General features: G+C 46.6%; 21 protein-coding genes. 4 read left to right on the top strand and 17 right to left on the bottom strand.

What is annotated here, in order from left to right:
• Positions 1 to 166: 166 nt before the first annotated feature.
• The 13 genes from fliR to fliF form a co-directional block, all read right to left on the bottom strand.
• Entirely contained in the window at positions 167 to 952 is a 786-nt protein-coding gene (fliR, locus tag LCF41_RS13670; RefSeq protein WP_225085081.1) for a flagellar biosynthetic protein FliR, read from the bottom strand.
• 2 nt (positions 953 to 954) lie between these two features.
• Positions 955 to 1,224, bottom strand: coding sequence for a flagellar biosynthesis protein FliQ (gene fliQ / locus LCF41_RS13665; protein ID WP_015840791.1), 270 nt, complete (start codon positions 1,222 to 1,224; stop codon positions 955 to 957).
• Between the two features lie 20 nt (positions 1,225 to 1,244).
• Positions 1,245 to 2,021 carry a flagellar type III secretion system pore protein FliP gene (fliP, locus tag LCF41_RS13660; protein WP_488656284.1) on the bottom strand — a complete coding sequence of 259 codons (777 nt, stop codon included), beginning with the start codon at positions 2,019 to 2,021 and terminating at the stop codon, positions 1,245 to 1,247.
• A complete protein-coding gene (fliO, locus tag LCF41_RS13655; protein WP_225085080.1) occupies positions 2,018 to 2,440 on the bottom strand; it encodes a flagellar biosynthetic protein FliO in 423 nt (140 codons plus the stop codon). Before fliO ends, fliP begins: the two co-directional genes overlap by 4 nt.
• On the bottom strand, positions 2,440 to 2,853 hold the full coding sequence (gene fliN / locus LCF41_RS13650; RefSeq protein ID WP_015840788.1) for a flagellar motor switch protein FliN: 414 nt from the start codon (positions 2,851 to 2,853) through the stop codon (positions 2,440 to 2,442). The genes fliO and fliN overlap by 1 nt, the downstream gene beginning before the upstream one ends.
• Positions 2,846 to 3,859 (bottom strand): flagellar motor switch protein FliM, encoded by a 1,014-nt coding sequence (gene fliM / locus LCF41_RS13645; protein ID WP_225085079.1) that lies wholly within the window; start codon positions 3,857 to 3,859, stop codon positions 2,846 to 2,848. The genes fliN and fliM overlap by 8 nt, the downstream gene beginning before the upstream one ends.
• Before the next feature lie 5 nt (positions 3,860 to 3,864).
• On the bottom strand, positions 3,865 to 4,344 hold the full coding sequence (gene fliL, locus LCF41_RS13640; RefSeq protein ID WP_225085078.1) for a flagellar basal body-associated protein FliL: 480 nt from the start codon (positions 4,342 to 4,344) through the stop codon (positions 3,865 to 3,867).
• A gap of 155 nt (positions 4,345 to 4,499) precedes the next feature.
• A complete protein-coding gene (locus LCF41_RS13635) occupies positions 4,500 to 5,798 on the bottom strand; it encodes a flagellar hook-length control protein FliK (RefSeq protein WP_225085077.1) in 1,299 nt (432 codons plus the stop codon).
• On the bottom strand, positions 5,795 to 6,241 hold the full coding sequence (fliJ, locus tag LCF41_RS13630; RefSeq protein ID WP_225085076.1) for a flagellar export protein FliJ: 447 nt from the start codon (positions 6,239 to 6,241) through the stop codon (positions 5,795 to 5,797). Before fliJ ends, LCF41_RS13635 begins: the two co-directional genes overlap by 4 nt.
• Positions 6,242 to 6,249: 8 nt before the next feature.
• On the bottom strand, positions 6,250 to 7,620 hold the full coding sequence (fliI, locus tag LCF41_RS13625) for a flagellar protein export ATPase FliI (RefSeq protein ID WP_225088180.1): 1,371 nt from the start codon (positions 7,618 to 7,620) through the stop codon (positions 6,250 to 6,252).
• On the bottom strand, positions 7,620 to 8,345 hold the full coding sequence (gene fliH, locus LCF41_RS13620; RefSeq protein WP_225085075.1) for a flagellar assembly protein FliH: 726 nt from the start codon (positions 8,343 to 8,345) through the stop codon (positions 7,620 to 7,622). Before fliH ends, fliI begins: the two co-directional genes overlap by 1 nt.
• Positions 8,338 to 9,330, bottom strand: coding sequence for a flagellar motor switch protein FliG (gene fliG / locus LCF41_RS13615; RefSeq protein ID WP_181844700.1), 993 nt, complete (start codon positions 9,328 to 9,330; stop codon positions 8,338 to 8,340). Before fliG ends, fliH begins: the two co-directional genes overlap by 8 nt.
• Positions 9,327 to 11,051, bottom strand: coding sequence for a flagellar basal-body MS-ring/collar protein FliF (gene fliF / locus LCF41_RS13610; RefSeq protein WP_225085074.1), 1,725 nt, complete (start codon positions 11,049 to 11,051; stop codon positions 9,327 to 9,329). The genes fliG and fliF overlap by 4 nt, the downstream gene beginning before the upstream one ends.
• A gap of 260 nt (positions 11,052 to 11,311) precedes the next feature.
• On the opposite strand from fliF, the gene fliE reads away from it, so the two are divergent.
• Positions 11,312 to 11,626 carry a flagellar hook-basal body complex protein FliE gene (gene fliE / locus LCF41_RS13605; protein WP_225085073.1) on the top strand — a complete coding sequence of 105 codons (315 nt, stop codon included), beginning with the start codon at positions 11,312 to 11,314 and terminating at the stop codon, positions 11,624 to 11,626.
• Positions 11,627 to 11,633: 7 nt separating this feature from the next.
• Here fliE and LCF41_RS13600 read toward each other — a convergent pair whose 3' ends face one another.
• From LCF41_RS13600 to fliD, 4 genes are read right to left on the bottom strand one after another with little or no spacing between them, the layout of a single operon-like run.
• The gene (locus tag LCF41_RS13600; RefSeq protein WP_225085072.1) at positions 11,634 to 11,834 is read right to left on the bottom strand and encodes a hypothetical protein; all 201 of its coding nucleotides are present in this window, start codon (positions 11,832 to 11,834) and stop codon (positions 11,634 to 11,636) included.
• Between the two features lie 55 nt (positions 11,835 to 11,889).
• Entirely contained in the window at positions 11,890 to 12,270 is a 381-nt protein-coding gene (fliT, locus tag LCF41_RS13595; RefSeq protein WP_225085071.1) for a flagella biosynthesis regulatory protein FliT, read from the bottom strand.
• Complete coding sequence (gene fliS, locus LCF41_RS13590) at positions 12,270 to 12,680, bottom strand: flagellar export chaperone FliS (protein ID WP_225085070.1); 411 nt, start codon at positions 12,678 to 12,680, stop codon at positions 12,270 to 12,272. Before fliS ends, fliT begins: the two co-directional genes overlap by 1 nt.
• A 30-nt stretch (positions 12,681 to 12,710) precedes the next feature.
• Positions 12,711 to 14,099, bottom strand: coding sequence for a flagellar filament capping protein FliD (gene fliD, locus LCF41_RS13585; protein ID WP_225085069.1), 1,389 nt, complete (start codon positions 14,097 to 14,099; stop codon positions 12,711 to 12,713).
• A 261-nt stretch (positions 14,100 to 14,360) separates the two neighbouring features.
• Here fliD and LCF41_RS13580 point away from each other — a divergent pair, with 261 nt between their 5' ends.
• From LCF41_RS13580 to LCF41_RS13570, 3 genes are all read left to right on the top strand, one after another.
• Positions 14,361 to 15,236 (top strand): flagellin N-terminal helical domain-containing protein, encoded by an 876-nt coding sequence (locus LCF41_RS13580; protein WP_284144917.1) that lies wholly within the window; start codon positions 14,361 to 14,363, stop codon positions 15,234 to 15,236.
• 159 nt (positions 15,237 to 15,395) lie between these two features.
• Positions 15,396 to 19,076, top strand: a complete 3,681-nt coding sequence (locus tag LCF41_RS13575; protein ID WP_225085068.1) for a glycosyltransferase — start codon at positions 15,396 to 15,398, stop codon at positions 19,074 to 19,076.
• A gap of 22 nt (positions 19,077 to 19,098) precedes the next feature.
• On the top strand, positions 19,099 to 19,917 hold the full coding sequence (locus tag LCF41_RS13570; RefSeq protein WP_225085067.1) for a glycosyltransferase family 2 protein: 819 nt from the start codon (positions 19,099 to 19,101) through the stop codon (positions 19,915 to 19,917).
• Positions 19,918 to 19,963: the final 46 nt, after the last annotated feature.

The raw sequence follows: 19,963 nt of genomic DNA, 5'->3' as shown, positions 1-19,963 counted from the left end.
CATTCTTCTTATATAGCTCATCAATATTCAACATGGTATGTACTACATGCGATTCCTCACGATCGCGACGGAGGCTAATTATATAAAAACGTGAAATAGCTAATAGGTGGCAGGCTAGTACATGCCTGACAGCCAGTCGCATCGGCTTATGTTTACTTATAGGGAATTAGGGGCTAGATAGCTGGGTAAGAATGTCAGCGAGTAAATCGAATACCTCGCTGAATAAACGCTCTGCGAAGGGGGGGATTAAAGGGAGTAATAAACCTAACGTCATGATTCCCACTGTGAGGGTAATCGGGAAGCCAACGACAAATATTGAGAGTTGAGGCGCCATACGATTGAGCATACCTAAAGCCAGGTTAATGGTCAGCAGCAGGGTGATGATAGGCAGCGCCAGCATTAATCCGTTGATAAAAATCAGTCCACCGGCACGTGCAAGCGCGAGAAATGCATGGCTGTTAATAGGATTGGCACTGATAGGCAGAGTATAAAAACTGTCTGCCAACAATGAAATCATCCAGAGATGACCATCAAAAGTCAGGAATAGTAAAATGGCAAGAATATTCAGGAAACGCGCTATTACCTGCATATTCGGGCCACCGGTTGGATCAAAAAAGGTCGCAAAGGCGAGCCCCATCTGTAAACCAATAAGTTCGCCGGCATGGCGAATAGCGGCAAATGCTAACTGCATTGACAGGCCGAGAGTAACGCCGATGAGAATTTGCTGTATTAACAGCCATATTCCCGCAACGGAAAAAATAGGCGTGGTGTTTAATGGCAAATAGGGCGCAACGAGCAGGGTGATCAGCACGCCTAGACCAATTTTCACCCGGTTCCCAATCGCTCTTTCGTTGAAGACAGGCGCAGTACTAATCAACGCAAGAATTCTGACAAAAGGCCAGAAAAATTGGCTGACCCAATTCACCATGTCCCAACTGTTAAACGTCAGCATACTTACCCAATAATATTAGGTAACTGGCCGAATAGCGTACGCATGTAGTCCAGCATGAGGTTTAACATCCAGGGACCTGCGATCACTAAAGTGAAAAATACTGTTAGGATTTTAGGGATAAACGAGAGTGTCATTTCGTTTACCTGCGTCGCCGCCTGCAAGAGGCTGATAGTCAGCCCGCTGAGTAGCGCCGCTATCAACGGAGGGGCCGCCAGCGCTAATGCTATCTTCATTGCTTCATAGCCAAGCGCCATCACCGATTCTGGTGTCATAGTCGCATTCCTCTATCCGTCTAACTATAAAAACTTTGGGCTAATGAACCGAGTAGCAGCTGCCAGCCATCAACTAATACAAAAAGCATCAGTTTGAAAGGCAAGGAAATGGTTGCCGGAGGAACCATCATCATCCCTAGAGCCATCAATACGCTGGCAACAACGAGGTCAATGATGAGGAAAGGAATAAATATGGTAAAGCCAATCTGGAAAGCAGTTTTTAGTTCACTTGTCACAAAGGCGGGGAGAAGCACACGCATAGGTACTGCTTCAGGCCCCTGAATCTCTGGAATTTCAGCCAATCTGGTAAACAATGCTAAATCGGTTTCCCGGGTTTGCCGTAGCATAAACTCACGCACAGGTTCGGCACCGCGTTCGATGGCGGCTTCCATGCTGATTTGATCCTGACTGAAGGGAAGATAGGCTTCTTCATAAACACGGTTTAGTACCGGCGACATAACGAAAAAGGTCAGAAAAAGCGTCAACCCTAACAAGACTTGGTTCGGTGGCGCGGTTGGCGTACCCAGCGCATTACGTAACAAACTCAGGACGATAATAATCCGAGTGAAGCTGGTCATCATTAACAATGCGGCAGGAATAAACGTTAATGATGTGAGGAAAACCAGCGTTTGTACTGATAGCGTCCAGCTCTGTCCGCCATTAGGGAGCGGTTGCGTCACAATTCCAGGAAGCTGTGCCCACACCGATGGTGCCATCAACAATAAACCGATGGTTAAACCATAGCGCAACGTGCGAAGCAGAGGGGTAATACGAAAATAATTAGGTAAGGCACTCATTCCGATTTTTCCGGACGCTTTAAAACTTTCTTTAACAGTTGATTGAAATCAACCGGCTTGGTGTCGCCAGTGGATGAACTGTCGTTGATTGGCTGTGCTGGGAGTGTATGCAGAGGCGTGATCTGTTGAGGCGTAACACCTAACACTAGCCAGGTATTATCAACTTCTACTATAACGACACGTTCACGTTGCCCGACAGGGCAGCTGGATACGACTTTTAGCAACTTGTTTTGTTTGGCTTGAGGGGCAAACCCGAGTTTGCGAACTAGCCAGGCAATCAGCAGAATAAATAATAAAATACCAGCAAGCACGCTACCAACCTGTGTCAGTAACATGCTGCCGGTAAGTGGAGGCTCAGTAACAAGCGTTGATTGCTGGCTTGTTACTGGCGTCGGGGATGACACCGAGGCTATTGCCATTAACGACTCAGGCGGCGCATACGTTCGGATGGTGTGATGATATCGGTAATACGAACACCATACTTGTCAGATACGACGACAACTTCCCCCTGAGCGATCAGATAGCCGTTGATCAGGATATCCAGTGGTTCACCTGCCAGGCCATCAAGTGCGACAACAGAGCCTTGGGTGAGTCGCAGGAGTTCTTTTATCGTCATTTTAGTCCGGCCAAGCTCAACGGTGAGTTTGACAGGAATATCCAGGATGAGATCGATATCCTGTAAGGCACCCAGCGGATCATGACCCTCCAGCGACTTGAAAATACCTTCGGTTGTCGCGGCCGGTTTTTCTGCAGCCTGTTGCTCGTTAAATGCATCAGCCCACAGATCGTCCACTGATTCCTTGTCGTCGGACGGTTTCTTGGTGTCACTCATGGGGCTGTTCCTCGTTATCCAGAGAATTCAATATAGGGTTAATCAAATGTTCAACACGTAGAGCATATTGCCCGTTCAACGTGCCATATTGGCTGGTCAGCACCGGCACGCCGTCAACATGGGCAATGATTTTGTCAGGTTTGTCGATCGGTAACACATCGCCAGGCTGAAGTTTCAGAATCTTGGACAACCGCAACGGAATATCAACAAAGCTTGCGACCAATTCCAACTCGGAATGCTGTACCTGCTTGGCTAAGGTGTCTCGCCAGCTCTGATCTTCCTGACGTGAGTTTTCCAATGGTGGATTCGCCAGCAGTTCGCGCAGCGGCTCGATCATTGAAAAAGGAATACAGATGTTAAATTCGCCAGTTAGTGAACCGATTTCAACATGAAACGGTGTCGTCACGACGATATCATTAGGTGACGTTGTGATGTTGGTAAACTTGACCTGCATTTCTGAACGCACGTATTCGATGTCAAGTTTGTAAATCGCATTCCAGGCTTCGCCATAGGCTTCCAGAGCCAAGCGTAACATACGCTTAACCACACGTTGCTCTGTATGGGTAAATTCACGTCCTTCGACTTTCGTCGGGAAGCGCCCATCGCCGCCGAAAAGGTTATCTACGGCGATAAACACTAGACTGGGTGAAAAGACAAACAATGCCGTGCCGCGTAGCGGTTTTAAATGAATCAGATTCAGGTTTGTCGGTACCGGAAGGTTCCTGGCAAACTCATGGTATGGCTGGATCTTGATTGCACCTACGGTGATGTCAGGGCTGCGGCGCAACAGGTTAAACAACCCCATACGGAATTGACGCGCAAAACGCTCATTAATGATTTCTAATGCCTGTAAGCGCTCGCGGATAACACGTCGTTGCGTATTCGGATCGTAGGGTTTTACGCCACCATCCGCTTTTGACGACGCATTCGCATCAGCGTCGCTATCGCCGCTGTCGCCATTTAATAGTGCATCAATTTCTGCTTGTGAAAGAATGCTATCGCCCATAATGGTTACCGCAGTATAAAGGCCGTGAACAGAACATCAGTAACGACCTGGTTAGGTTGACCAGGAACTAATGGTGGGCTTAGCACTTGCTTAATTTGCTCTATCAGCTTCTGTTTGCCTTGCTCATTAGCAAGCGCAATCGCGTCCTGACGAGAGAGTAATAGTAACAGTCTGCTACGAACCTCTGGCAGATAATTAATAAATCGTGTGCGCGTTGCTTCATCTGGTAAACGCAGCGTGAAACCAACATACAGTACACGGTCAGGATCGTTATCTGGATTGACGAGGTTAACGGTAAAGGTATCCAGCGGCATGAAAACAGGCTCTGGCGGTGGCGGTGCTTCCTGCTCGGCCGTTGCTGAGTTTTTCTGATTTAATAGCCACCAGGCAGCACCCGCAGCACCAGCCGCAGCGAGAGCAACGATAATCAGTAGTATTAGCCAAAGAGACCGTTTGCGTCCTGGTCGAACTTGCATATCAGACATAGCCAAAGATAGTTCCCGTTACTTATCGATACTTATTGCTGGATGAAACCAACAATAAATAAATGCGTAATGTCGATGATTATCCTGCCTATTGCTATGTTCAATACAGAGAATAGGCAGGGAAAACCGTGCTAACTTATTCGTTTACTTCAGTTTCACGCAAAGATATCAACGCCGTTGACCGATGACGCCATTGATCTTAACTGTTCTGGTACATTTAGTACTTCACTTGAGCCTTCTGCTGAGTGACCAAATTGCTGCTGATAAGACGGGCCACGGTTATTGCCGTCGTTATTATTACTGGCCATTTGCTGTTGCCAGGCAGAGGAATCACTACCTACGCTACTCTGGCCAAGGTTAATTCCGCTTTCTGCCATCGCATTACGCAGGTGTGGCAGTGCAGCTTCCAGCGCTGAACGAACCTGACTGCTCGCTGATGCCAGATGAATTTGTGCCTGATTATCATCAATTTTTAGGCTGATATGCAGGGTACCCAGTTCCTGTGGATTTAAGCGTAGCTCCGCGGTTTGCTGCCCATTACGGCTGAACATAACTATCTGCTGGCCCAATGCGTCTTGCCATTGCGGCGAACCAAAAGGAGCATTCAACTGTGTGCTTGTTGCCTGAGGGGCTGGTGTGGTTGTCCCCACCGATGCTGGCTGAACATGCATGGCCTGTGCAACAGGTGGCGTGGTTTGAGACACGTTATTATTTAAGGCTGAAACCGACTCAGATGCATTGCGATCGCCCGAAAGGGACGCTGGCGTCGTTAGCGCAAACTTTGTAGCCCCATCCGCAGACTCGGTTGCTGCCGATGTAGTTTGCTTACCCGCTGTATGATGCAGATCGCGTGATAGGCTTGCATCTTTATCCGCCATTACTGATGTGTCGAGCAGCTTTACCAATGTATTTTTGGCGTTTTCATCCGTATTGTTTAGAACTGATGTTGGATTTTCATTCTGGCGTTTAGCGTTAATGAATCCCGGAATCGTTGACCCCGTATTTACGGAAGTCGCGGCGATATTATCAGCAACAGGCTGTGTAGCAAGCGGCGTTGTTTGTAACATGGCAAGCAGTGCCTGCGTAGCAACAGCGTTATCTGCCGTGCTGGTACTGTCTTTTTCGTCCAGCCCCTTAAGTTTCGCCTGCTCGGCAACGTCTGGGTTTTGCTTACCCGCGGTAATCGCTGCGCCAGTAAGTGAACTGAATGAAGAGAGCATCGCGTTTAAATCATCACGATTGAGTGACGCACCCTCTTTCCCTAGCGCGTTTAGCAGGGCTTCTTCGTCCACTTTATCGAGTGTTTTTTTATCCGATGTATCGGCTATTTGCGATATGCGCTTGCTCAACAGATCAACAAAATCTTTTGGCAGCTCGCCCTGTGTCAGCAGAGAAGCAGAAGAACTGCTCGTATCGCTGGCAGTAGTAACTATGGGTAACGCGGACAGATTCATGATTCTGCTTTCCTCTGTGAGGCCCGTTGGGCAAATTCATCCATTTGTTTTTGTTCTATTTTATTTTCTTTGGCAAGCTGTCTTGTCAGTTCGCGATCTTGCAGTTTCTCAAAAGCGTTCAATCGCTGCTGTTTCTCTTGCCAGGCCTTCATTGCTAAATCTAAACGTGATGTCCACTGCGAGAGCTGCTGTCTGTGTTGCTCAATTGCACTGTCCAGCGTTCGGATGAACTGCTGATAATTTTGCCAACTATTATTCGCCATACCAGCAGACATCGTCGAGTTCAATTTTTGACGATAGTCATCCTGATAGTTTAACAGCATATTGAGCTGCTGCTCTGCCTGTTGATGCGCCTGACGCACCTGTCCCAACTGGCCTGCTGCTTTCTCAACGTCCTTCTGCGCCAGTTCGCGTAGTGTAACCAGCGGTGACTGGGTTTTCATCTGCTCTCCTACTCGTTACGAGGGAAAATAGTGTGCAACGCCTGGCAGGATTCTTCATAGTTACTTTGTTCAAACATACCCTGCTGCAAGAAGGCTTCCAGATGTGGATAGAGCCGAATTGCTTTGTCGAGCATAGGGTCACTGCCCGCGGCGTAAGCACCAACACTGACTAAATCACGGTTACGTTGGTAACTGGATAATAACTGTTTAAACTGCCTTACAGAAGCATAGTGGCCTTCATCTATCAGCGCGGTCATTGCACGGCTAATCGAGGCTTCAATATCAATTGCCGGATAATGGCCTGACTCAGCCAATTGACGGGACAACACAATGTGTCCGTCCAGAATAGCACGAGCAGAGTCAGCGATTGGATCCTGCTGATCGTCACCTTCCGTTAGAACAGTATAGAAGGCGGTAACTGAACCACCGCCATGAATACCATTTCCTGCGCGTTCTACCAACGCGGGTAATTTGGCGAAGACAGAAGGGGGGTAACCCTTGGTTGCCGGTGGTTCGCCAATGGCTAAAGCAATTTCACGCTGTGCCATGGCATAACGCGTGAGCGAATCCATGATGAGCAAGACATGATACCCACGATCGCGAAAATCTTCCGCAATACGTGTGGCATACGCCGCCCCTTGCATTCTTAATAAAGGAGAAACATCTGCTGGCGCAGCGATAACAACGGAACGCGCGCGTCCTTCCGTACCCAGAATATTCTCGATAAAATCTTTTACTTCTCGGCCACGTTCACCGATCAGGCCAACAACGATAACGTCTGCTTGAGTATAGCGTGCCATCATCCCCAGCAGCACACTTTTACCTACCCCGGAACCAGCAAACAGACCCATTCGCTGCCCACGGCCTACGGTGAGCAGGGCGTTGATGGCACGGACACCCACGTCCAGAACACTTTCAATTGGCGTTCTCTGTAATGGATTGAAGGGCGGCGTAATCAACGGTGCACGATAGCCTGTATCTGGCGCAGGTAAACCGTCCAGCGGTTTTGCGCTACCATCTAGCACCCGGCCAAGTAGCTCAGGGCCTAACGGCAATTGTTTTCCCTGACTGCTGCTGTCCTGACCAACGCGGGCATAAACGCGCGCGCCGGGGGTAATGCCTTCAACTTCTTCCAGCGGCATGAGAAAGAGTTTTTGCCCGTTGAAACCGACAACTTCGCTTTCGATTTCTTCAACCTGAGAGCCATTCTGCCGTTCGATGAGACAGGTGGCGCCCAGTGGCATATGTAACCCTGTCGCTTCCAATACCAAACCTGTCGCCCGGGTTAAGCGGCCGTAACGACGCACCGCAGGTGTGTCGTCAATTCGCTTCTCAAATGAATCGAGAGAAGAAAGCCAGCGTCCGAGGCGTGAAGTCATCATAACTCTCCCGGAGCGGCTAAACGGCAAAGCTCATGCCAGCGTGTTGCCAGACTGGCATCCAGATCGCCTTCTTCCGCACTGACTTTACAACCGCCAGGATGAAGTTGGCTATCGGCAAGCAATCTCCAGCCATGCAAACTGAGTGTCGGGCCCAAATACTGTTCAACACGTTCCAGATCTGAAGGGTGAACGCGCAACTGCGTTTTACCCGAGAACATGGGTTCTTGCTGAATCAATTGCTGTATCTGACTGAGCAGCGCGTTACCATCGCATACAGGAGGTTGCCCCAAAATCTGCTTGGCTGCGGTCAGAGCCAACTGCATCAGACGAGCTGGGATCACACTGTCGAGCGTATCCAACGTCTGTTGAAATTCGGTGACCATATTCTGCATCTGCTCGATGATCGGCTGCTGCTGCTGTAAAGCATTCTGCAGACCCTGCTGTTGCCCCTTGGCTAAACCTTCCTGATAACCTGCGTCATAGCCTTGTTGGTGCCCTTGCGCAAAACCTGTTTCTCGCGCTTGCTGCATCGTGCTTTCACGCAGAGACGCTAATTCGTCCTCAGCGGCTGAAAGGACGCTTTCTTCAGTAAAGCGCTCCATGTCAGGCTGCTCTGGTTCGTGATTGACCTGATAGCTTGGGAGGACAGGCTTGGAAACAGGTTCGGCCAGATCGTTGAGCTTCCAGGGCTGCCAGGCCAGGTTCTTGGGGGCGTTAGACATAAGCATCCTCGCCGCCACCGATAATCATCTCGCCGCTGTCTGCCAGTCGACGAACGATAAGCAGAATGGCTTTCTGTTCGTTTTCGACCTGCGACATGCGCACTGGACCACGCGTCGCGAGGTCGTCGCGAAGAATTTCTGCAGCACGCTGAGACATGTTGCGCAGGAATTTCTCGCGTAAAGGCTCTTCGGCACCTTTCAATGCCAACAGCAGAGACTCGGACTCGACTTCTTGCAGAAGACGCTGGATGCTGCGGTCGTCGACGTCCACCAGGTTTTCGAACAGGAACATTTCGTCGATGATTTTCTGTGCCAGTTCTCCATCGAATTCGCGTACGGCATCGATAACCGCTTCTTCCTGCTGCGTTTTCATCAAGTTGATAATTTCAGCCGCAGTACGAACACCACCCATCTTGCTGCGTTTGAGGTTCTGACCATCCAGCAAGCCATTCAGAACGTCTGTCAATTCTGCCAGCGCGGAAGGCTGAACGCCGCCGAAGGTCGCAATACGGAGCATGACGTCATGGCGCAGACGTTCGTCAAACAGGGCTAAAATATCGGCAGCCTGAGCGCGTTTCAGGTGTACCAGAATGGTGGCGATAATCTGTGGGTGTTCGTCGCGGATAAGGTCTGCGGCAATCTGCGGCTCCATGAAGTTGAGCGTTTCCATCCCACTCGTAGAGTCGCGGCTTTCCAGAATATCTTCCAGCAAGCTAGACGCACGTTCTTCACCCAGCGCTTTGACAAGTACGGAGCGCAGGTAGTCGCTGGCATTCACGCTAAGCGCGGCATATTGCTCTGAGTCTGCCTCAAATTCTCTTAGGATTTCGAGCAGTTGCTGTTGTGATACCTGCCTCATGTTCGCCATTGCAGCACTGAGATGCTGTACTTCTTTGGTCGAAAGATGAGTAAACACCTCTGCGGCGCGGTCTTCACCAATGGTCATCAATAAGATGGCGCTTTTTTCTGTTCCTGTCAGGGTCATAGTTCAGTACTCATCCATTGACGAATTACCAGAGCGACAACACGTGGATCGTTCTCTGCCATTTCACGTATGCGGTTACTTTGCATTTCTGCATTGACACGTTGTTGCGATTTCCGCTGCTGTTCAACTTCCGAACTACTCAGGTTGACCATAACATCGTTGTCTGCGCCCTGAGACAGTGCTGCTGCTGCCAATGCTGCTTCTTGCTGCTGTGCTTTTCTCTGCAATTGCGGACGAACCAGCTTACGCCACAGAATCCAGGCAACGATCAGAACCAGCAGCCAACGACCCGCTTCCATCAGGAGATCGAAGAATGCCTGTTTTTGCCAGAAGGGGAGTTCGCCAGAACCGTCGGTGCTGTCCATAAATGGCGTATTCACGACATTCAATGTATCACCGCGTTCAGCAGAAAAGCCCATGGCCTCACGTGCTACCGTTTCAATCTGTTTAATCTGTTCTTCTGTGAGTGCAACTGGTTTGCCATCTTCGCCCGGTGGCTGATAGTTAACGATAACAGCAGCAGACAAACGTTTCACACCACCCGTGCTGTGCTTGGTATGTAAAATTGTCTTATCAACTTCATAGTTGGTTGTTGCGTCGTTACGAATATTTGATGTCTGAATGACGGTATTTGCGTTTGCCGCATTGGTTTGCGCACCTGTCGCATTATTTTGGTTTTGCTGGCCAGCCTGATTGTTCGCATTGGCATTAGCATTATTTGGCGCCGTTGCGATAGGCGCTGTAGGAGCCGGTGCTGGTTGATTGGTTAATGCACCTGGAACTCCACCTACGTTCGGACCGCCTCGCTGCTCACTTTGGCTGGTCTGCTGAGAGCGAACGGCTGCTTTATCTGGCGGTTGGTTCGGTTGATACTGTTCGTCAGTTTGTTCGCGGGCAGAGAAATCAATTTGTGCGGTGACTTGAGCATGCACGTTACCCATACCTACCATAGGGGCGATGATTGATTCTATGCGGCGCTGGTACATCGATTCGACTTCGTTGCTGTACTTAAGCTGCGCGGCATTCAGATCGCGACCGCTGCCGCCAGCCTGGGTTAACAGACGTCCGGTTTGATCGACGACCGTAACATTGTCTGGCGGCAAGCCCGCAACGCTGCTGGAAACCATGTAAACGATGGAATTGATTTGGCCTTCATCTAATGCTCGGCCCGGCTGTAACGTCAGTGTGACGGAAGAAGAGGGCGCTTTTTGCTCACGAACGAACAGTGAGGGCTTCGGTATAGCAAGGTGAACTCGTGCATTCTGAACAGGGCCGAGCGTTTCTATCGTTCTGGACAGCTCCCCTTCCAGCGCACGCTGGTAGTTGATCTGTTCGCTGAATTGGCTGATGCCAAATTTTTCCTGATCGAGCAACTCAAAGCCAACTGCGCCGCCTTTTGGCAGTCCCAATTGAGCAAGTCTGAGTCGGGTTTCATAGACATTTTCGGCGGGAATCATGATCGCGCCGCCGCTCTCGGCAAAGCGATAAGGAATATTCAGCTTTGTTAATTCGCTGACAATCGCACCGCCGTCCCGGTCATTGATATTGCTATAGAGAACCCGATAATCTGGACCTTTAGCCCATAGCGTTAAGGCCACGACAATGGCAATGGTCGCGGCAGCTGCGATCAAAAGCGGAATCTTCGGATTGGCGCGTAACCGGTTGAGTATTTCGCCAAAGCTATTTTTACCGGTAGCGGCGCCGGTTAATGAGGCGTTCATACTCTATCTCTGCTTGGTTGTTGAACGATATACTTAACGTTGTGACGTGACAAAACAGAACTCCCTGATTGCGCAATCAATAAAACATTTCGCCTACATTTGTCGGCATGTCATTATTTTCCGTAAAAGAAAAATCGATGGGTCGATAAGGTGGCATTTTTCACGCTAATTACCCCATTTAGCCTAAGCGTGGTGTGATAGGGTATCGCTGTCATAAATGTTTATGAAAAAGCCTAATCAGCATGGTTTAGTGAGGTATTATGTCGGTTCAAGGTATTGATGGCGTTTTACAGCAAATGCAGGTCAAAGCCCTGCAGGCAGCGGGTACGCCAATAGACAGACCATCGGTAGAACCTGGTTTCGCCAGTGAGCTGAAGGCAGCGATCGATAAGATCAGCGACACGCAACAAACGGCTCGTACGCAGGCTGAGAAATTTACCTTGGGTGTACCGGGTGTAGCATTGAATGACGTGATGGTGGATTTGCAGAAGTCATCTATTTCAATGCAGATGGGCATTCAGGTACGCAATAAACTGGTCTCTGCGTATCAGGAAGTGATGAATATGTCCGTTTGATGTCGCCTCATGGCATCAGGCTGTAATTATCAACGTTATTGTGCGCGATCTCGCTGTTAATGCGGATGAGGTTGCGCGCAATCTTTATTTCTACTGATTTCTTACCCGATTCTTCCTGGTTTTCACGCTCGTTAATTTTCAGCTTTTTTAGCGCCCGCTGATGTCGTTCTGCCGATAGTGTTTGGTCATGTCGATTAAAAACAGCCAAAAAAAGCGCCTCAAAAATAGAGGCGCTGTGAGAACGTTATATCTATAACGTGGTGCTATGAATGTGTTTCATCAGGTAAGGCATCGCCAGGCAGCAGTCTTTGTCCCGAAAATTCGCTATAAGTCGTATTAATTGACTTTTGTTTCAGTGACTGCCCCATTAACGAACTTAACTCGTCCATCCGCTTCTGCAGAAGTTGTTTTACTTTCGCTTCATTATCCATCACTTCCTGCAAAATTTGTCGCAGATGCAGACGCATCACACTGTCAATTTCGTCAGGAATGGGCGTGTTCACTAAGCCTTCAACGGACTGAACATAAACAATCTCTTGTTCAACCAACGTATCCCATTGACCGGTGATGGCCAAATGAAGAATTTTTTGACTCAAAGACAAAAGTTGTTGGTAATCTTTTAGAAGCCGATGGGGGGAGGCCATTAACGTACTTCCTGCTCTGGTTTGTAATTAGGACCGATTTGCCGCCAGGCATCAGCGATATTTTCCAACAACGCTTCAACTTCTTCTATCGCTTTTGCATCGTTATGTAAATTTGCAATCAGCAAACGCTGAGACATGTAGTCATACAGAGCAGACAGGTTTTCAACGAGTTCTCCGCCCCTTTCCATATCTAAGCCAGCTTTCAGTCCATTAGTGATAATATCGATAGCTTTAGATAAGGCCATACCTTTGCCGGGTATGTCGCCTTGCTCCATGAGGATGCGTGCACGCACCATGGCACTGCGCGCACCATCAAACAGCATAACGATAAGCTGATGAGGGCTAGCGCTCATTACACTACTCTCAAGGCCTACCTGAGCGTAGGCCTGGCTGCCTTTCATATTGTACATCTCGTTACCTATCTACTTAATCGGCAAACTTTAGAGATTCTTGAACATGCTGGTTAACTGGCTGACTGTGCTGTTCATGCTAGACATTGCTTTATCTAACGCGGTGAATTGTTTTTGATAACGAGCAATCGTTTGTTCAATACTGTCACTGACGTTCGTGTACTGAGTACTCAGTGATTTCAATGTTTTATCAATGCTATCTTGCTTGTTTTTAATCGTTCCGTCGGTTGTATCAAGAAGTTCCTTCATATAGCTACGGGTTTGCGTAGCAAAACCGGTTTCCTTACTGTCACCGACGAAAAAGGTTTGAACTTTGCCCGGTTCTTCTTTTAGTGCTTTTTCGAGTTTAGTATTATTTATTTCAAGTTTACCGGTCTTAAAGTTTTGTGTAACGCCTAAATCAGCAAGAATACGAAATTCACCGCTTTCACTTTGAATTGTGGTGAGTTGTGCTTTAAGTTGGTTTTGAATACTACGAATAGTTGAGTCGCCGATCAGCGCACCGTTACTACTGGACTGATCCTCACCCGCTTTAACTGCGGTATATTTTGTTTGCGCAATAATAGTGTCTTGTAACGCATTATAAGCATCAACCCATGCCTTAACTGCGTCTTTCATCCCAGTAATATCTTGATCGATGGTCAAGGTTTCAGGTTTGTCTGCTTCTGTTTTTGCTTGTAACGTTAGCGTGACACCTTCGAATGCATCATCGATCGTATTACTTTGGCGTTCAATTTCGATACCGTTTGCAATAATTACTGAGTTTTGTGCCGCGACTTTCTCGGTTGTTGAACCCAAAACATTGCTACTATCAGTTAATGTAATTTCACCTTTTTCACCGCTATTTTTAGCGGTTAACATTAAATAGTATTCGTTATCTTTCGCCTTCACTACGCTGGCGGTCACTCCACCATTCGCTTTGTTAATCGCATCGCGAACATCATTGAGTGAGGTTTCTCCTCCCTTAATGTCAATGGTCAGTGATTTTCCGTCAGCTTGAGCAATCTTTAGCGTAGTATCCGTTGCGCTTAATGCAGTGGTTGCACTGGCTTGCACCGAGGAAGTAATCGAGTGTGCTTGCGCTAATTGTTTTACTTCTATGCTGTAGCTTCCAGCAACGGCTTTGCTCGCTGTTGTCGCAGTGAACGCTTTATTGGTACTTGAAACTTTGGTATTGGTGATTGCGTCAATAGACCCCGTAACGATACCAAAAGACTCGGATTTGGCTAAGGCATTGTTAGCCGTATTGAGTTTGTCTAAAGCACTTTTTAGTGCACTTACGCCGGTAAGCTGAGCTTTATAACTGCTCTGCTGGGTAGTGATTGGTGTCAAACGCTGATTTTCAGCGGTTCTTAAATTAGTTAGCAACGTCGTCAAATCCAGACCGGAGCCTACTCCTAAAGAAGAAATACTTGCCATGTTCGAGTCCTTTTATTGTTCAGGGTTACTGATCTACCTAATGAGTATCGGCAGAGTCGTCAATAAGTTTAGCATTAACATAGATGCGATGCTGACTTGGCTACTAGCATATGGAAGGTTAAGACCGAGATGTTTTATTCTCGGAAAAAATTTGGAAAAAAAATTAAAGCTTCTGAAAAGTGTTCCGATAAATGTTAGCGACGGGGATGAACCCGTGGGTCTAACCCGAAACTTACATCTCATCGATTAAGGAAATCTATTATGGCCGGTATTAACACTAACATGATGTCTCTGGTTACCCAGAACAACCTGAACAAATCACAATCTTCTCTGGGTACTGCTATTGAGCGTTTGTCTTCTGGCTTGCGTATCAACAGCGCGAAAGACGATGCTGCTGGTCAGGCGATTGCTAACCGTATGACTGCACAGGTTAAAGGCCTGACTCAGGCAGCGCGTAACGCTAACGACGGTATTTCTCTGACGCAGACTGCAGAAGGTAATCTGAACGAAATCAACAACAACTTGCAACGTATCCGTGAGTTGGCGGTTCAGGCTGCGAGTGATACTAACGGTACAACTGACCGTGATTCTATCAAAAAAGAAATGCAACTGCGCTTAAATGAGATTGACCGTGTGGCTCAGTCAGCCTCTTTTAACGGTAAAAGCCTCCTGAATGCGTCGGGCAATAACGTTGATATCCAGGTTGGTGCTAACACCGGTGCGAATGAAGTCATTACTATTGACTCTGGTGCATTGATTAATGCAACCACTGGTACTGGTGGTGGCTTATCTGGTGTTGCATCTAGTATTAGTGGTTTTGATGCCACTGCTACCACCGGTGTAGGTGGTTCAGGTGGTACAGCTCAAGCGCTCGTTGCTGCTGTTGATTTGGCATTACAAGCGGTAGATACCGCGCGTAGTAACCTGGGTGCGATTCAGAACCGTTTTGAATCCACAATCACTAACGTGAACAACACTATCAACAATCTGTCTAATGCTCGTGGTCGAATTCAGGATGCAGATTATGCAACCGAAGTGTCGAATATGAGTAAAGCAAATATTCTACAACAGGCAGGTACATCTGTCCTGTCTCAGGCGAATCAGGTTCCTCAGACTGTACTGTCTCTGCTGCGTTAATTGTCAGCAAAATAAGGTATTTCATAACCCGGCAACGCGCCGGGTTTTTTATGTCTGAAATAAAGCAATCATACGCAGGTTTATTGATAGGTAAATACCCTTCTTTTCCAGTAATATAATAGCATCGTCGTCCTTCCCTTTTGTAGAAGGTTTTCTGTCATGCCACGTGTTTTTATCAGCACTCTTCAACTTACTGACTATCAGGATGAGACATTAGCAGCGTTAGACCTCATCAATGAATTTCTCGATAGAGGCTGGTGTGTTGATGTTTATTGTCATCAATATGATAACGAAGTAAAAATGCTCATTGAGCAGCGGTATGTGGATAAAACACTGTTTGTAACTGATAGCGCAGAATACGAATTTATCGAGAACTATGATCTCCTTTGGTTACAGTACACATCGTTGAATACCAGCCTGCTCAGACGCTTGTTAAACGGCGGCATACCGACAAATATTATTTTTGATCATCTGTCATTGCAGGGACGGGAAGTGATGCCTGCGGATGTTACATTAGAAAACCGCTTGGCAGATAAAGCACTCGTTACATTGCCGCGACTGTGCAATTTTTTACGTGATGGCGGTATTGAACCATCAATTATCCAGGTTTTCCCTACTCCTGTGTCTAAACATAATGAGGCACAGGTGACCGCACGAGGAAAACGCGGTCTTAAAAAATTGCTTGTGATCGCTGATGCAAATTCACCTTTTTTGGGCTCACTTGCAGATGAACTTTTGCCTCATTACGTTAACTGTGATTTGCTTAGTCGAGATCAATGGCTTCAAAGTGAACACCTGCAAGATTACGATGCCGTCCTCACGAGTGGTCGCATTGGCCAGTGTGTGTTGTGCTCTGGTATACCTGTTTATTTATATCGTGGTAATGAGTTTATTGGCTATGTTAATACAGAGTTAACTGAAGGTAATGTGTTCCGTGAGGAAACAACAGGAAAACCGCTTTCGGCTAGAGAAGTTGCAGACGACATCGTTAAAGGCCATCAACGCGCAGTGGAATACACGCAACAACGGATGGCTTATTATAAGACGCGTTGGGATTTTTCCACGGCTCTGGATGAGCTATTGAAAACGCTCCCTGAGCCTGCGCTTAAAACCATAACGGACCAAGAGTTACAGCGGCTTACGCTCCATAATTTAACTTTACGCGATAAAACCAAACCTTTTTATTCTGTTGATCAATGGCTAAGCGAACGATGCATTAGTCCAACTCGGCGTCATTTTTTGCAGGCGTTTATTCAGGCTTACCCAGAAGTTGGTAATATTGGTGTGGTCATTATGGCTCAAGGAAGTGATGAGTTGTCAACATCACTGTCATTAGCCAGTGTGCAGTCGCAGTATTATGCAGCAAGTCATGTCTATGTATTGGCAGATGACATTGATAACCGTGGCACCATTCCTGATGGTGCCGTCTGGCTATCTGCTAATACTGATACCAGCAACACATTAAATGAACTTATTAATCAAACATCGTCTTCATTTTTATTTATTTTGCCTGCTGGCGAGCGACTTTTGCCACATGCGCTGTTATTACTGGCAGAATATCGATTGCGTTTCCCTTCCGCTCGGGCATTCTATTTTGATGAAGCGATTATTAAAGAGGGTAAGGCTGATAATCCTCTGCTTAAGCCTGAGTGCAATATCGATATGTTACGCAGCTACCCTTATATTGGGCGCAGCTTGGCTTTCGATGTGCCATCATTACGTTCACTGGAGGAGTTTATTCCTCTTGATGGTGGTCTTGAACTGTATGATGCTGTTTGGCAATTGATTGAACAAGAAGGCCCGCAGGCATTAGGGCATGTTCCTGAAGTGCTAGTTTACACTGAGCAAACCTTGTTTGACTGGCTACGCAGTGGCGACGTGAGCAATGATTATTCCTATGTCGTTCAGCGGCATCTCACTCGTTGCAATATTGATGCGCACATCGCTTCCGACGAGAAAGAGGGAATGTGCCATATTCAATATCATCATGAGCATAAACCGCTGATATCGATCATCATTCCTACCCGTGATCATCTTTCTGTAATCAGCCGGTGTATTGAAACGCTGATGGAGCATACACAATATCCCTATTATGAATTGTTGGTTGTCGATAATCAGTCAACAGACCCAGGCACTTGTCAGTATCTCAGCAAACTTGCCGAGATGAATTTGGCCCAAATTCAGATTTTATCATGGCCACACCCGTTTAATTTTTCTGCCATAAATAATTTCGCAGCCGAAAAAGCGAAAGGAGATGTGTTACTTTTTCTTAATAATGACACTGAAATCACGAATGGAACGTGGTTGGCTGCATTACTAAACCATGCTCTGCGCCCAGAGGTAGGCATTGTTGGCGCAAAATTAGCGTTTGCGGATGGGCGAGTTCAGCACGGTGGCATTGTTTTGGGCATGAATGACAGTGCTGCGATTGCTTTTCAGGGGGCGCCTGCAGACTCAAAAGGCTATATGAATCGTTTATGTACGACGCATAATGTCAGTGCAGTGAGTGCCGCTTGCATGATGATACGCCGCGATGTCTACTTTGAACTGGGGGGATTCGATGAGCAACAGTACCCTACTTATTTTGGCGATGTCGATCTTGCGCTAAAAGCTCGACAACAAGGGTATTTGGTTGTTTGGACGCCAGACGCTGAGTTGATTCATTTGGGCGGGGCGTCACGTCTATTGCAACGCTTTAATTTACCTTCTCAACCACAAATCACAGACATTGATGCACTCTATGAACGTTGGTTACCACAACTCACTAATGACCCATGTTATCATCCTGCTTATGGGAAATATTCCCCTGGTTTTGCGTTAACACCCGAAATGTCGCGCTTCCAGCGGCCGCTCCCAGGCCGCCCTTTACCTGTCGTCATGGGGGTGCACTCTGATTGGCATGGTTGTGGTCACTATAGAGTAATACTTCCTTTTCAGGAATTAGAAAGAGAAATGCATATTGAAGGTGGCTTAAAACATGGTCTGATAAAGACGGTAGATGTTGTTGATATCGCACCTGATGTTGTCATTATTCAAGGCGCAGCTGGTGTGGCATTGCCGAATGTTGCAGCTCAATATCGTCGATATACTCAGGCTGCCGTTGTTGCTGAATTTGATGACTATATTCTGAATGTGCCAATTAATAGTGGTAACAGAAAGCATTTCACTCAAAAATTGATTAAAAACTTCCGCAAAGCGTTAGACGCCGTAGATTGGGTGGTGGTGTCGACGCCAGCTCTAGCTGAGGCTTATTCTAAATATCACACTGATATTCGTGTTGCTTATAACCGCTTACCTGCATCGTGGTGGAAGGGGCTTGTCAGTTTACGTCGACAAGGTAAAAAGCCCCGTGTTGGTTGGGCTGGGGGAAGTAGCCATAAGGGCGATTTGGCGATTCTCCGCTCAGTCGTAAAAGAATTGGAAAATGAGGTTGAATGGGTCTTTATGGGGATGAAGCCCGAAGGCGTGAAATGTGAGTTTCATTCGGGTGTTCCTATTGATTACTACCCACAAAAGACAGCGAGTTTGAATCTTGATTTGGCATTGGTCCCGTTGGAATATAATCAATTTAATGAATGCAAAAGCAACTTGCGTTTGATGGAATTAGGTGCTTGTGGCATTCCTGTAATTTGTACTGATATTGAGCCTTATCGCTGTGGTTTACCTGTAACTCGTGTTGATAACCGTTTTAAAAATTGGGTGGATGCAATACGTATGCATTTGGCTGATAGGGATGCTACAGAGAAAATGGGCGATCAACTACGTGATGCTGTTTATCAGGATTGGATGTTAGAAGGTGATGGCTTAACTGATTGGTTACAAGCCTGGTTGCCGCAATAAATATATTTTTTTGAGGTGAATTATGATTGGAAATAAAAAGGTCGGTGTTGGTATAGTGACGTATAATCGGCCAGAAGGGCTGTCGAAACTATATAACTCTCTTCCTCTTGATTTTATAGATGAATTGGTTATTGTCAATGATGGAGAAAAACATAACCAGTTTGATTCAATTTCCTGCAATGTGATTCATAATCATGTTAATTTAGGTGTCGGGAAAAGCAAAAATATAGCATTGAAGTATCTTCAATCTAAAAAAGTCGAACACTTCTTTTTGATCGAAGATGATGTTTTTATAAAAGACAAAAATGTGTTTGAAACCTATATATCGGTTTCAAAGAAAACAGGTATACAGCATTTGAATTTTAGCCAACATGGTAATAATAATAAAGATACAAACGGAAAGCCTATTGTAAACCTGAAAGTTGCATATGAAGGGCTGGAGTTGCCTTTATATGGATTCTGTGTTGGTGCATTTTCGTATTATACCAAAAGATGTTTGGATAAGATTGGTTTAATGGATGAGGGTTATTATAACGCAATGGAACATGTTGACCATACTGTTTCTGCTTTTAAGGCTGGGTTGCACCCACAATTTGGCTATTTTCCAGACATTCCTAACTCTTGGGAATATATTGGTGATGAGGAATGGAGTGAGTCTCAATCAACAATATGTCGAAAAGATGGTTATAATGATTTAAGATCTGCTGCGGTAGAGTTTTTTAAAGAAAAACATGGATGCTTTCCTATAGAATTTATGGAAAAAGAACCAAGTAAAGTAATTGATTTATTGAAAGTGATAAAAAGCAAATATGCTACTAATTATTCTTTTTTTAAACGATAGTTTTTGAACGGTTTTTCTGAGATTTTTTATTACAGATGATTTTTTT

The sequence above is a fragment of the Pectobacterium colocasium genome, from assembly GCF_020181655.1.
Lineage (GTDB): Bacteria > Pseudomonadota > Gammaproteobacteria > Enterobacterales > Enterobacteriaceae > Pectobacterium > Pectobacterium colocasium.
The sequence above is the reverse complement of the archived record's forward strand: the minus strand, read 5'-3'. Positions and strand labels throughout refer to the sequence as shown.